General features: G+C 39.4%; 5 protein-coding genes. 2 read left to right on the top strand and 3 right to left on the bottom strand.

The window, feature by feature from the left end; genetic code table 11:
- Positions 1 to 20 precede the first annotated feature (20 nt).
- Positions 21 to 2,399 carry a YgiQ family radical SAM protein gene (locus VXS03_RS15965; protein WP_327764888.1) on the top strand — a complete coding sequence of 793 codons (2,379 nt, stop codon included), beginning with the start codon at positions 21 to 23 and terminating at the stop codon, positions 2,397 to 2,399.
- A gap of 191 nt (positions 2,400 to 2,590) precedes the next feature.
- On the top strand, positions 2,591 to 3,610 hold the full coding sequence (locus VXS03_RS15960) for a phospholipase A (protein ID WP_327764887.1): 1,020 nt from the start codon (positions 2,591 to 2,593) through the stop codon (positions 3,608 to 3,610).
- On the opposite strand, the gene VXS03_RS15955 is transcribed toward VXS03_RS15960, so the two are convergent.
- The 3 genes from VXS03_RS15955 to VXS03_RS15945 form a co-directional block, all read right to left on the bottom strand.
- A complete protein-coding gene (locus tag VXS03_RS15955; RefSeq protein ID WP_162841613.1) occupies positions 3,607 to 3,762 on the bottom strand; it encodes a hypothetical protein in 156 nt (51 codons plus the stop codon). The two genes, VXS03_RS15960 and VXS03_RS15955, sit on opposite strands and share 4 nt — an antisense overlap.
- 160 nt (positions 3,763 to 3,922) lie before the next feature.
- A complete protein-coding gene (locus VXS03_RS15950; RefSeq protein ID WP_327764964.1) occupies positions 3,923 to 4,669 on the bottom strand; it encodes a DUF2884 family protein in 747 nt (248 codons plus the stop codon).
- A gap of 65 nt (positions 4,670 to 4,734) precedes the next feature.
- Complete coding sequence (locus tag VXS03_RS15945) at positions 4,735 to 15,009, bottom strand: T1SS-143 repeat domain-containing protein (RefSeq protein ID WP_327764886.1); 10,275 nt, start codon at positions 15,007 to 15,009, stop codon at positions 4,735 to 4,737.
- Between the last annotated feature and the right edge of the window lie 13 nt (positions 15,010 to 15,022).

The following is a 15,022-nucleotide window of genomic DNA, read 5'->3' as shown; positions in this document are numbered from 1 at the left end:
CAAAATATAGAGGTCAAAACATGCACACTAAAGTAACACCTATTGATAGCTATCCTAAGTATTGGGCTGAATGCTATGGCACAGCTCCATTCTTGCCGACATCCAGAAAAGAGATGGACGCTCTCGGTTGGGACAGCTGTGACATTATCATTGTTACTGGTGATGCCTATATTGACCATCCTAGTTTTGGTATGGCCGTGATTGGGCGATTGCTTGAATCTCAGGGATTTCGCGTTGGTATTATTGCGCAGCCTAAATGGGACAATAAAGACGATTTTATGGCATTGGGTAAACCAAATCTTTATTTTGGTATTACATCCGGCAATATGGATTCAATGATCAACCGCTACACCGCTGATCGCAAACTACGTAAAGATGATGCTTACACCCCAAATAATGAAGGTGGCAAACGTCCAGATCGCGCAGTATTAGTTTATTCTCAGCGCTGTCGTGAAGCTTATAAAGAAGCGCCTATTGTTTTAGGCGGTATTGAAGCGAGCTTACGCCGTCTTGCACACTACGATTACTGGTCAGATAAAGTCCGCCGTTCAGTGCTAATGGATGCTAAAGCGGATATTTTATTATTTGGCAACGCTGAACGAGCACTGGTTGAAGTCTCACACCGTATTGCTAATGGCGAAGATATTAAGTCATTAACTGATATTGCGGGCACGGCAGTAATGATCAAAGATATTCCTGAACGCTATCAGGAAATTGATTCATCACGCATTGAAAAGCCTGGCCGTCCAATGGTAATGCAGAATCCCTATGCCACTGAAGAAACGTGTGCTTCTAATAAAGAAGAAAAAGAAAAACAACCACAAGTTATTCACGTTCGTCCATCACGCCATGATGCTGAAAATACAGTAGTACGGTTACCATCATATGAAAAATTAGCAAATGATCGTATTTTATACGCACACGCTAGCCGAGTAATGCACCTAGAAACTAACCCTTATTCTGGACGTGCATTAATCCAAAAGCACGCTGATCGTGAATTATGGATCAACCGTGCCCCTATTCCATTGTCGACGGAAGAAATGGATTTTGTGTTTGGATTACCTTTTGCTCGTGTGCCTCACCCAAGCTACGGCAAAGCAAAAATCCCTGCATATGATATGATCAAAACCTCAGTTAATATCATGCGTGGTTGTTTTGGTGGTTGTTCTTTCTGTTCTATTACGGAGCATGAAGGTCGTATTATTCAAAACCGTTCTCAAGAATCGATTCTTAATGAACTAGAAGAAATTCGCGATAAAGTCCCTGGTTTTACTGGTACTATTTCCGATCTAGGAGGTCCAACGGCGAACATGTATCGTCTTGGTTGTTCAGATCCTAAAGCTGAAGCTAACTGTCGCCGACCATCATGTATTTTCCCTAAAATCTGTGAAAAGCTAAACACTGATCATAAGCATTTAATTGATTTATATCGTAATGCTCGTAATGTTAAAGGCATTAAAAAGATCATGATCGCCTCAGGCGTTCGTTATGATTTGGCCGTAGAGTCGCCAGAATATGTGCGTGAACTTGTTACTCACCATGTCGGCGGCTACTTAAAAATAGCACCAGAGCATACCGAAAAAGGCACGCTTGATCTGATGATGAAGCCAGGCATGGGCACCTATGATCGCTTCAAATCAATGTTTGAGCAATACAGCCAAGAAGCAGGTAAAAAACAATACCTTATTCCTTACTTTATTTCAGCGCATCCAGGCTCAACTGATGAAGATATGTTGAACTTGGCGTTGTGGCTTAAACAAAATGATTACCAGTGTGATCAGGTACAAAACTTTTACCCATCACCGATGTGTAATGCCACAGCAATGTATCACTCAGAAACAAACCCGTTGAAGAAAGTGAAATACAAAGGCCGTGAAGATTTATTTGTCGCTAAAGGTGAACGTCAACGTCGCCTTCATAAAGCACTATTGCGTTACCACGATCCACTAAACTGGCCTCTAATCCGTGATGCGCTAATTACCATGGGTAAAAAGTATTTAATCGGTAACCGCCCTAATTGTTTAGTGCCAGACGCTGGCAGTGAAGCAGAAATGACACCAGCTGAACGTCGAGGTTCAGGTCGTCACGGTTCTAAACGTTTTGCAACCAAGAACCCGAATCAACCGGATATTCGCACTGATGGTAAACGCCCTCAGAGTAATCGTAATGGTAAGCCCGTTACTAATGGAAAACCACAGGCGAACAGCTCTCGTAATGGTAATACGGCTAAAGCAGGCACTAACAGTAACCGTGGCGGCAGCAATAATAATACGACCAATACGAGTAATAATCGCAATGGTAAACCAGCTCAAGCAAGTGGCCGCCCAGCAAATCGTAATGGCAAACCTAGTGGTCAACGACCAAATGGAAAGCCAACACGTAGTCGTACAGGTGCTTAATTCGTACTGAATATAAAATGCTAATGATTTAAGAATAAACGCCGTCTTTTTTAAGACGGCGTTTTTGTTTTACAAATATCTAACTTAATGTTATTCCTTTGGAAGATTTATTATGTACACTAATCGAAATATAAAAAACACAAAGAATTAGTAACGTCTTATTTTCCATTTTTTAGGGATAACCCATTATTGTGAGATGTATTTATACTGTTTGCCTTACTTCTTCATTATTCATAGCAAGTACAGCTAATGCTGGTACATCTCCAGATTATGATGCTTGCCTGCTAAATGCCGTGAAAACGGAAAATGGTACGCTAACATTAAATGACATTCGCTCTCGCTGTTCTAAGAATATAGCTAAAGCCGCGCCTGTCACGATTACAGCCCCTTCACAATCATCACCATCTCTTATGTCTCAACGTTTACAAGATGAGCGTGATACTGCTTTAAATCGTTTTGTAATAACGCCACACCGTATGAATTATTTTCTCCCTATTGTTATGTCAGACAGCATTAATCATGACGCTTATAAAGACAGTGAGTGGGGAGGAAAAATGAAAAATGCGGAAGCCGAATTTCAGATAAGTTTTAAAACACCGCTAAGTTATGATGACTTACTGATTCATAATGATGGTTTATTTGCTGCATTTACATTGAAATCATATTGGCAAGTGTATGCTGAAGATATCTCACGTCCATTTAGAGAAACCAATTATCGCCCTGAATTATTTTACCTCGCACCAACACCTTGGACACCTTTTGAAGCAAATACATGGGTAACATTAGGCATAGAACATCAGTCTAATGGGCGCACTCAAGGGCTATCACGTAGCTGGAACCGCATTTACACCGATTTGATTGTTGAAAAAGGTAATTTTGTTTTTTCTGTGCGCCCTTGGTGGCGTATACCTGAAGATAAAAAAGAAGATCCGTTATCACCTAAAGGTGACGATAACCCAGATATCAGTGATTACATGGGACACTATGAACTCAATGCTGTCTACAAATGGCAGGATTACGAATTCAGTTTTACTGGGCGTCAAAACTTTTCAACTCACAAGGGGTATGGTGAACTGGGCCTGACTTTCCCTTTGTGGGGTAAATTACGAGGATATACTAAATATTCAACGGGTTATGGTGAGAACCTCATTGATTATAATCATAAACAACAACGCTTAGGTATCGGTGTTGCGTTAACTGATGTGCTTTAACGAAACAATTCAAACCCAATAAAAATGATCGCAGCAGAGCCTAGTACGGCTACTAATCCCGTTACTATCTGGTTTTGCTGCGATTTAGATAGATACCGAATAACCCAATAAGCGAAAGCTAATAATCCAAAAATAACCAATAACTTGAACATTCTGCACTCCTTTAGCTTGAACTGACACTTTTGTACACATTGACACTATAATGATTTACGGCTATTACTTTCTGATCTTATCTATAAAGTGTAGGTGGTTATCCCAATAAAAATAGCACCTTTGAGTGCTATTTTGACTATGGTTAAGCTTTGATCGCAATTACATTTTAAACATAGGTATATTTTGTAACTGTGGAATTATTTGTTGAAGTTGTTGTTCTTGCTTTGCTAACCCTTCAATTGAACCACATAAATCATTAGCTTTCACTTTCATTTCACCACTATGCTGAGTCACGGTATCAGTGATCTGGGTCTTTAGCTGTGAAAATTTCGTCTGCATCTGACTAAAATCCAAATTACCACTTTTCATTTCATCAGCTAGTGCTGCCAATACACTCGAGATCGATTCGACAGTCACTTGTTGCATTGCATTTTCAAATTCAGTTTTCCACGTCGTATCCATACTAGTAAATACATCAGCAGGCATCACAAATTGACCTTGCTGATTATAAAATTTATGCTGTGCTTGTTCACTTAATTGATTAACGAGAACTTGAACTTTTGCAAATGCTGTTTGTGAGTCAAAACTATTTGATACATCTTTCAGTACTGCTAAAGCTAACTCAGTTCCTTGCTGAGCTAATGCCGCCATTTGTGGCAAATAGGTTTGCATATTATCACTGTATGTTGTTAACGCTTTTTGCTGCATAGCATTAAGATCAACCTGCTGACCATTAATAAATAAATTATTGTTATCATCAATCAATAACTTAGGCTTACCTGCTTCATAAACAGACACATTGCCTTTATCAATATGAATAGGATTAGGCACATCAACAGGACAGCTCTGTGCATATACAGTTCCTGAACTTATTAATAGTAAACCGCCTATTAGCCCTTTTCTCATCACTATGTTCTCTTTATTTATAAAAAAGCAGCTAATTAAAGCTGCTTTTTCAAGTTAATTAGACATTAATTGTTATTATCGACATGAAACGCATTATGGTTAAATAAGGATGACACAATATCAGCAGAAGATGCGCCATCAGCTAAACCTAAGTCATTCTGTGGATTAATATTTTCTAACACTATGTGTTGTGATTTACCGTCAAGGCTACTTACTTCAAGATTAACATTGCCTTTATTGTCTACACCAGCACTCACATGACTTAATAGATCATCCATCTTTAAACTAGCATTTTCATCATCAGTCAGTAAATCATGAATATTGATTTGATCTTTATCTAATTCAAAATCAGTAATGGTATCAGTATTTGCTACAGCAGAAAGTGACGTTTCATGCCATGTAAATACATCATCACCATGTCCACCCGTTAAAATATCATTACCTTGACCTGCAATAAGGTCATCATTACCATCAAAACCAAATAATGACTCACCTTGGTTATCTGCAATCAATGTATTCGCTTGTTGATTACCAAAATTATCGCTCAATTCAAGATTGCCGCTATTAATTAACGCGTCCAATTTATCTTCATTAGACATATTAACGGCATTGTTGCCAAAGAGATCATTATGGCTAACACCATTCAAAATGATGTTTTGCACTACTTGATGTTGATCATCAAAAATCTGAATTTCAGTATTGCCCTGTTGCTCAATAATATTCAACCGATTATTGAGATCATCCAAAGATTGAATATTTTGACTATCGAGTGCATCACCAAGGTTAATCGTATCAATACCGACTTCAAAATCCATTACGGTGTCAGTAGCTGGCGCATTAGCTGTACCAAAATCACTATCCGACCATAGGAAGGTATCTTTAACACCATCACCATGGCCATCAAGATCACCACCCCATAAAATATCATCACCTCGACCTCCAACTAAAATATCAGAGGCTAACCCACCAACCAAAATATCGTTACCATCACCGCCAAACAGTGTAGCTTGTGCTGTGCTATCAATCACCAAGTTAGCTTGATCAGAAGCATTATTTTGACCAATAAGATTATTGGTTGGACTCAGGTCATCTACCGCAATATTAATATTTACAGGTGAAGATAGCGCCTGAGAACCATCTGACTCAGTCGATACCGCCACAACACTAATAGTGTGGGTGCCTTGTTCCAGGTCTTTGATGTAAACATCATTCAGATCTTGAGCTGTAATTTGCCAATCACCATTACCTAAATCAGTACCAATAGTATTGCCTGCTTTGTTAACAACTTGTGCTGAACCTAAGTCACTAATTTTTATCGTTAGTGTTTCAGATGCATCAGCTGACGCTGCAGCAATTAAACCAATCAAAGGCAACATTGTCCCTAATGAACTTTGAATCGCTGCGGTTTGAATATGATCCGAGCTTAAACTTAAGGATGGCATATCCACTTTGGGTGTGACGGTAATATTAACTTTATTGGTCGTCGATAGACTGCCACCAGAACCGGTATTACCACCATCATTGGTTGTAATGGTTAATTCATCATTACCACTGAAATTTTCAGCTGCAGTATAGCTCACGCCACTATCAAGTACCGCATTGATATCTGCCATTGAACCTTTCAGAACCACATTACCGCTGCCATCATCAATAACTTCAACACCATTTCCTGCTGGTAAAGAAATCGATAATGATCCATGATTCACAGCTAAAGTAACTGACATTGCTTTATTGTCGGCAAGCTCATTAAAGTCTGTATCTGTCACTTTAAGCCCATCTACAACCGTCGCAGTATCTTCACTCGCCATGATAGTCGTTGGTACTTCATTAACTGGTGCATCGTTTACCGCTGCAACAGTAATATCAACTGTACTCACATCCGTTAATGTACCACCACTGCCAACATTGCCGTTATCCGACGTTGTCATTGTTAGCTGATCGCTACCATTAAAGTTTTCATCACCACTATATTCAATACCACTGTTTAACAAGGTATTAATCTTATCAATATCACCACTTATCACGAGTTTGCCATCACCATTATCAGTAATTGTTAACCCTTGAGTATCTGCAGCAATGATTGACAACTGCCCATGCTCGACATTGAGTTCAACCGTCATCTGACCTGAAGTGCCACTCTCTTTAGCATCTACATCGGCAATGCTTAATCCAGTAATAATATGGCTACTATCTTCATTTACATCAAATGGTGCAGGTACGGTATTTATTGGTGCATCGTTAACAGGTGTTACTGTGATATCAACAGTACTCACATCCGTTAATGTACCGCCGCTACCCACGTTACCGTTATCCGACGTTGTCATGGTTAACTGATCGCTACCATTGAAATTTTCATCGCCAGTGTATTTAATACCGCCATCCAACAAGGTATTAATCTTATCAATATCACCACTTATCACGAGTTTACCATCACCATTATCAGTAATTGTTAACCCTTGAGTATCTGCAGCAATGATTGATAACTGCCCATGCTCGACATTGAGTTCAACCGTCATCTGACCTGAAGTGCCACTCTCTTTAGCATCTACATCGGCAATGCTTAATCCAGTAATAATATGACTACTATCTTCATTTACATCAAATGGTGCAGGTACGGTATTTATTGGTGCATCGTTAACAGGTGTTACTGTGATATCAATACTATCGGTATCTGTTAATGCACCACCTGCGCCTGAATTACCATTATCGTTAGTCGTCATGGTAAGACTATCAGTGCCATTAAAATCTTTGTCACCAGTATAGTTAATGCCTTGATCTAGTAGCTGGTTAATTAAAGTTAAATCACCATTAATAACCAACTTACCGTCGCCATTATCAGTAATCGTTAGGCCAGATGTATCTGCACCTGCAGCAATAGCAAGTTGCCCATGCTCAACACTTAACGTAACGGTCATGTCCATAATGGCACCATGATCATTACTATCAACATCAGTAATTTGAAGGTCTTTAATGACTAAAGTTGCATCTTCATCAACTGTTAATGGTTCTGATGGCAGATGGTTTACTGGTGCATCATTATCTGGCGTAACTTCTACATGAATAATTTTATCAACAGCAACACTATCCGTTCCGACAACACCATTATCCACCGCACGGATATCTAGATTCAGATCGCCATTCCAAATATTGCCATCAATAACAGTTTGATTATTGGCGTCGCCTGGATTGAAAATTAAGGTATCAAGATCAGATCCCGTTACTTTAATAATCCATGAGCCATCTGGTTGCTTTTCAGCACTACCAGCAACACCATCAGGAAGAGTAAATGAACTTGAATCTGGCACATTAGTAATAGTGATTTGTAATGATTCGGCACCATTTTCATGTACATTTGCCTCTGGATTATTAATTGTTTTTTGATCGTCGTAAGCTTTAATGCCCAAATCAAGCGTAATTGGACTATTTTCGTCACCGCTTGCATTTGGATCAACATCAGTATCCACTTTATCGGCGACTGGATTAACCTCAATTGTGATCGTTTCACGATTTTCCGCGGGTTTATCTAATGAAGCCTCTTGTGAATAGACCACAATATCAATATCAACTTTACCACTGAAATCATGTGGTGGTCGTACTTTAATATCACTTAAATCAAAACTTTCACCTGATGCTGTAATTGTCCATACACCACCACCATTATTTACGGCACCTTCAATAATGAAGCCATCAGGCACATTTTCTAATTTCATCGAAACAATATGCTCTGATCCATCGACATCTTCTAAAGAACCACTAATTCCTGCAAGTGGAATAGCGGTATCTTCATCACCAACAATCGGTGTATCAATACCCTGCCATTTAATTTCATCATTCACAGCAATAACGTCAAAACTGACCGTACTATCAAATGATTTCGTATCAGTTACTGTTGCACCGGTTGTTTGATCATAAATAGCCGTATCAATTACAGTCGTACTAACATTAATATCAACTTTACCGCTAAAATCTAATGCTGGCTTAAAATGAATATTATCAAGCTGACTTTGATCTACCGTAATTGATGTGCCCAACACGTTACCATCAGCATCAATAAACACGCCATCACTAGTATTTGCTAATGTCAGTGTTACTGACTGTATCGTTTCTTTACCGTCAGTTTCAGATGTATCGGTATCTTTTAAACTCATCGAAAGATCGAGTTTAATATCGCCATCTTCGTAAGCAATATTATCGTATACCTGCTCTTGCTTATCATCTGATGTCGAGATCGGCTGCTTATCGGCGTTTAAGCCATCAGTTTCTACAACTGTAATTGCTACATCTTTAGGACCATCAACTTGTGGTGCAACTTGCACAGCAATAGTGTCATTCTTGGTTATGTAATCGCCACTATCGGTATCTGTTGTGACATATTTAACATTAAACTTAAAATCACCAGCATAGTCTGTTGGTAAATTTAATTTGATACTTGATAAATCAACTGAACCATCAGCACCTACCGCTACTTTTAATACATACTCACCAGTAACATGGTTAAATTCAGCGCCAGAAATTGATGCCCCCGCAGGTAAATCATTAGCATTAATCACTAATGTAAATTCATCATGTACCTGATCACCATCTGCCGTGCTCACCTTAACGATGTGATCCATCATTTGCTGGCCGAGGTCGATAGAATGATCTTCATCACCCGTTACGATATAGTTTTCATCAACAATAATATCCGCTGCTTTTTCATCATGATTTTCAGTATTAGCACTAAAATCAAGTGTGATTGTACCTTTCTCGTCAACTTTACTACTGACATCACCGTCATCACTCATATCTTGAACAAGCGCATTGATATTCAAGACTAATTTATCGTTATAACCTTCTGGTGCAATAATTTTCAACCCACTTAAAGCTGATTGCGGCACAGTCCAGCTACCATCACCATTATTAATACCACCAATGATCACAAATCCTTCAGGAATAGGATCTAATACGATTTGAGTGATCACTTCAGAACTTGAAGTATCATTATTTTCCCACGCAATCTTACCGTCAGAATCCGCATCGTCTGATAAATCAATAACACCATTTGTACCAGACGCAATTGTTGTAACAAATGTACCATTGTCATCAACAGCAATATTACCATCAGGCTCAACAACTGCTTTTATATCAATATCTAACGTACCAGTAACTTGTTTTGTCACCGTTTCTTTATCGCCATCAACATCAGTTTGAGATACGGTAACCATCGAGGTTAATTGAATATCTTGATCTGAATTATGAGGTGCAGTTACCGTAAGCTTACCGCCATCCAGTAATGTTTGTAATTGTTGCGGCGTAAGTTCAACATTACCTGTTCCACCATTCGCTAATAGTGTTCCTTCAATAAATAGTTGATAACCAGCAGGTAAACCACTTAAAACTAACCCTGTAATATGCTCTTGAGTATCAGAAAGAGAAGGCTGCCAGTTAACGTTTGTTGCTTCATCTTCTAGCCCTTTAGATACAGTTGTATAATCAGCAGCATCAATTTCAGGGGTGATATGAATAACCAATTCACTGTTAAACTCAGCACTCGCACCATCATTTTCAGTCACAACAGTACGGACATCTAAGCTGATATCTTCAGTACTGTTCTGTGGTGGCTTAATCACAATATTCGTTAAAGAATCGAGGTTTACTTGATAAATTGGCTGGCCGTTAATATCCTCTCCAGCATAAACCAATGTCTGTAGATTACCCTCAGCATCAAAAATTTCAGTCCCTTCTGGAATGCCTGAAATAATTACACTAAGCGTTTCAGATCCATCGGTATTACCATCAGCATTAGTATGCTCACCAGAAACGACTTTAAAATCAAATTTAGCTTCGCCATCTTCTTTAATTGTAGTTTGTAAACCATCGCGACCATCATCCAATGGCGTCCAGTCTGGGTTTTCAGATACAATTTCAGGCTGATCAACCACCCCAGTCAACGCAACATCAATTGTTTGAGGGCCAATCACTTTTTCACTGGTTTCGGTTGTTATATTGCCATTTTCATCTGTGACTTGTGCGACATCACGTACAACGCCATTAACAGTAATACTGAAATCAACATTACTATCTAACGGTGGCTGAAGTGATAAGCCAGTCAAATCTTGATATGCAATTTCATATACCCCATCAGCATTTGGCGTCAATAGCTGATCGTTAACATACAGCACAGCGCCTTCAGGTAAAGCTGATATCTGTAAGAATAAATGCTCAGAATTATCAGTATTATCGTCAAGTGAGACCAAACTAATATGGCTTGATAAGTCAATCCGTTGATCTTCATTTGCTTCTACTCGCGTTACTTTAAGCACACCATCATCAGCATCAGGATTAACATTAATAATAACTGTTTTCTCAGCCGAATCAGCAAATTGGTGCCCATCAACAAAGTTACTCTTTTCTTTACTTTGCGCTTGAATAGTTAACTTAATATCACCACTAAAATTATCGACTGGATTTACTTCAACCGCAGCCATCTGATTTACAGTTACTTTATAGATACCAGAGCCTGGTGAAGTCTCTGTTAATAACTGTCCTCCTATTTCTAAGGTACACTTATCTTGATATTCAACAGGGACGGTAATGAAATAAAATAGCTTTTCTGAACCATCCGTGTCTTGTAAATCAGCCACAACATCAAGCAGAACGTTATTCTGATCTTCAGTGGTTACATAATGATCAACCGAACTTGCATTCCAAACAGGTGTATCAGCAATCCCTTGAACGTTAATAGAAAACTCACCATTCATTACCGGATGATTGCCACCATCAGTAGTATTAATTTGTGCTGTTACATCAAATTTTATTCCAGCGGCAGAAGTTGAATAGTCGGCATCAGGAACAAAAGTTACACCTTGTAAGGTAAACTTCACATCTGGTGGGTTGGTATCATCAACCGTAAAGGCATTAGGTGGTAAGGTAACGCTACCATCACTATTAACAGTAAGTGGTTGTCCGTTATACATAAACACACCATGTGCTTGTGCTTGCGGTTGAATAGTTACCGTACCAACATGTTCACCACGATCGTTATCTCCACCATCAATGGTCATATTGATTGCAATACCACTCCGGCTTGGATCAACATTATCGGTTGGATCTGTAGAGTGACGCCCATCGTCTTCTTCACCGATGCTGTTCTCAGTATGAAGAATAGTATCTTGATCTGATAATTCGATAGTGATGGTACCTTGAGCTGTATCACCATCCCCATCTGTCACTTCAAAGCCAATTTGTTTAATAATTTCTTCTTGGCTATGAGTAAGATCAGCACTTGATCTAAAGATTGTTTGACCATCTGGCTTTATGAATAACTGGCCTAGTAATTGATTACCATCATAAACATCAAATTCATGGTATCCGTCATGACTCAAGTTATCATCGCTCAACGCAATTTTGTCACCATTAATAGTGACAGAAGTAACTTGGGCTCCATCTGCGCCAGTTTGATCAATAACATAACCATAATTGGTATCACTGATATGATCTGCCGTACTTTCTACTGCAATTAAAACTACATTTTCAACAGTCGGAATATCATCTTTAATTGTGACATCAATATTAACACTCGCGCTCAGGTCACCATCGTTATCAATAACATAAACAGGTATTTCAATGGTTAATTGATCTTCACCTTGGGTTGGGTGATCGATGGTGCCATGCAACTGGAATATATAACGGCCTGTTGGTAGCAAGTAATAAGTAAACACAACATTACCATTAGCAATACCTTGATAAGTACCTTCACTTGATTGTGATAACGTTATCTTATTTCCATTTGAGGTTATGTCATTTTGTTGATTAAAAGAATCAACATCAACTTTATAAGTTGAAATATGGTCACTGCCTGAATCAACAACAATATCGCCAAAAGCAGACTCACCATCACCCGAAGGGGTCGAACCAGAAGCTAAATCACTTTCCTCAACCGTTAAAGCAGGTGCGGCGGTGATCACTGGGCCAGCGCCATCTTCAATAGTAATTTGAGCATTAACATCATGAGTAAGTAGGTCACCATCAGTATCTTTAACTTGAACTGGAACATCGATAACGATCTTATCACCATCAACATTTACCCACCCACCATTATCACTACCATTATGATCAAGCGGAGAATGTTGAGTAATAGATACCTTAATATCAGCATCATGACCGTTTGCAGCTTGTATCGCAGTCACTGTAACGGTAAGCACAATTTGGCCATTAGCAGTACCCGTTAAAACACCGCTAGCATGATCATAAACAAAGCTTACTGGCGCACCATCTGCCGTTAGCTCTGACTGTAGTTCATTAATCAATGATGTAAGTTTACTGTTATCTATGGTTGCTGTTGTTGGATCAAGTCGGTCAACCCCTGCCGTTACTACAATATCAACATCACCTGAAACTGGGTACCCTTGCTGATCAGCAGTTGGCGTTAAATCACCTTCAGTAATAGTAATTGAGCCAGTCTCACCACCTGTAGCATTTTCACCATCATGAATATTGATCGTGATTTGGCCTGGCTTACTAACATCACCATCATGATCTTGCGCATAAACGTCTAGCTTGATGATTTCATTGTCAGCAACCGCGTCATCAACTTGATCTATCGGTTGTTGTTGGGTAACCGTATAGTGACCGTCAATATCAATACTCACTTCCATCACAATCTGAGACGGATCACTTTGCAGTACAACAATCACACTTGTACCGTCAGCACTTACATGATAAATCGTGGCATGACCATTACTAGTTAAACCATTTAATGATACTTGTTCACTTCCAAAATAAACTTTTTCTATTTGGTCGCTTCCAGTATCAACATTAATTGAGCCAGAGCCTGTTGCCTGACCTGATGTACCTTCATCTAAGGTTGCTGAAGTATCTTGTCCAAATGACGGTTTTTGACCATCTTTAATTGTAATGTTTACATCAACAGGTTTTTCTAACGCATCGCCATCAGTATCCTGCATTTGAACAGGCACATTAATAGTAATCTTACCGCCTCTAACATCAACAAATGTACCGTTCGCGTGTAAGTGATCTAACGGTAATGATTGTTGAATGGTCATATCAACACTGACATCACCATTTGCTAATGATGATGGTGTCATCGTAATCAATACCGCCTCATGCCCACCTGTTGCGGTTACACCCGTTATGGTAATGACACCATTAGCTCCAATCTCAACATTAAAACTTAACGTTTCACCATCTGATGTAAGGCCATTTAATTCGGTTAGCAATGTCAACTTAACACTATCTGTGATTGTCAATGAATTAGCGACTAAGGCATCATCAGTTGCATCAACAGTGAATTGTCCGGAGCCAACAACAGGGTAACCTTTACCTGGGCGAGGATTTTCTAAATCTCCTTCGGTAATAGTAATATTGGCTTGAACGCCTTCGCCTGTAGGATTTAGACCATCCTTAATATGAATCTCTAATTGACCCGTATTGCTAATATCACCATCATCATCAGTTGCAACAACACTAAGCTCAATATTGACACTGTCACCTGCTGCATTATTTTGTTCAATAGGTTGATGTTGTTCAACGATATAATGACCATCATTACCAATAGTAATAGTCAGTACCGCTTCACCATCATTAGTACCACCGTCAATGACGACATGAATTTCGTTACCATCAACAACATAACGAGTGGCCTGATTATTCGATAGAATGCCATCTAGTGATGGTTGAGATATCTGAAAATCAATATGGGCGATATTATCAGAGCCAACATCAAGCGCTATTTTACCATTGGCTGTTGTCCCTGTTTCGGTTTCGACAATGGTGGTGCCGCTATCGGTACCAAATTCTGGGTTAGCACCATCCTTGATAGTGATATCAACATTGGCAGGCTTTTGTAGCCAGTCACCATCAGTGTCTTGCGCCTGAATCGGCACATCAATGGTGATCTGATCGTTAATGCTATCGACTAAACCATCCACACCACTGTCGGTGTGATTTAATGGTTTTTCTTGAGTGATAGTCACTTTCACATCGATATCGTGACCATTCGCCGCTTGTACCGCGTCCAATGACACCGTTACAACCGGCTCACCTGCCGCCGTGCTACCGATTAATACGCCAGTTGCAGCATCATAATGGAAACTGATCGCTTCATGATTGCCCGTGGTTAATTCAGATGACAGCTCATCTATTAACGTGGTTAATTGTTTTGGATCGATAGTGACCTTGGTGGGATCTAAACGGTCAGCTCCGGCTTCAATGACTAGTGTTGTAGAGCCTGAAACAGGATAACCTTGCTCACCCGTTTGAGGGGTTAAATCACCTTCAGTAATGGTGATTTCACCGTGCTCATTACCCCCCGCGTCAGCGCCATCAGTAATATCAATCACCACTTGACCGTTG

This window comes from Photobacterium sp. S4TG1, assembly GCF_036040035.1.
In the GTDB taxonomy this organism is placed as follows: Bacteria; Pseudomonadota; Gammaproteobacteria; order Enterobacterales; family Vibrionaceae; genus Photobacterium.
Note: the sequence above shows the minus strand (reverse complement) of the source record. Positions and strands in the feature narration are given on the sequence as shown.

What these genes read in the sequence shown, in the direction of transcription:
- VXS03_RS15950 (WP_327764964.1), bottom strand. Translation starts at nt 4,669, where the DNA reads ATGAGAAAAGGGCTAATAGGCGGTTTACTATTAATAAGTTCAGGAACT.
- VXS03_RS15955 (WP_162841613.1), bottom strand. Translation starts at nt 3,762, where the DNA reads ATGTTCAAGTTATTGGTTATTTTTGGATTATTAGCTTTCGCTTATTGG.
- VXS03_RS15965 (WP_327764888.1), top strand. Translation starts at nt 21, where the DNA reads ATGCACACTAAAGTAACACCTATTGATAGCTATCCTAAGTATTGGGCT.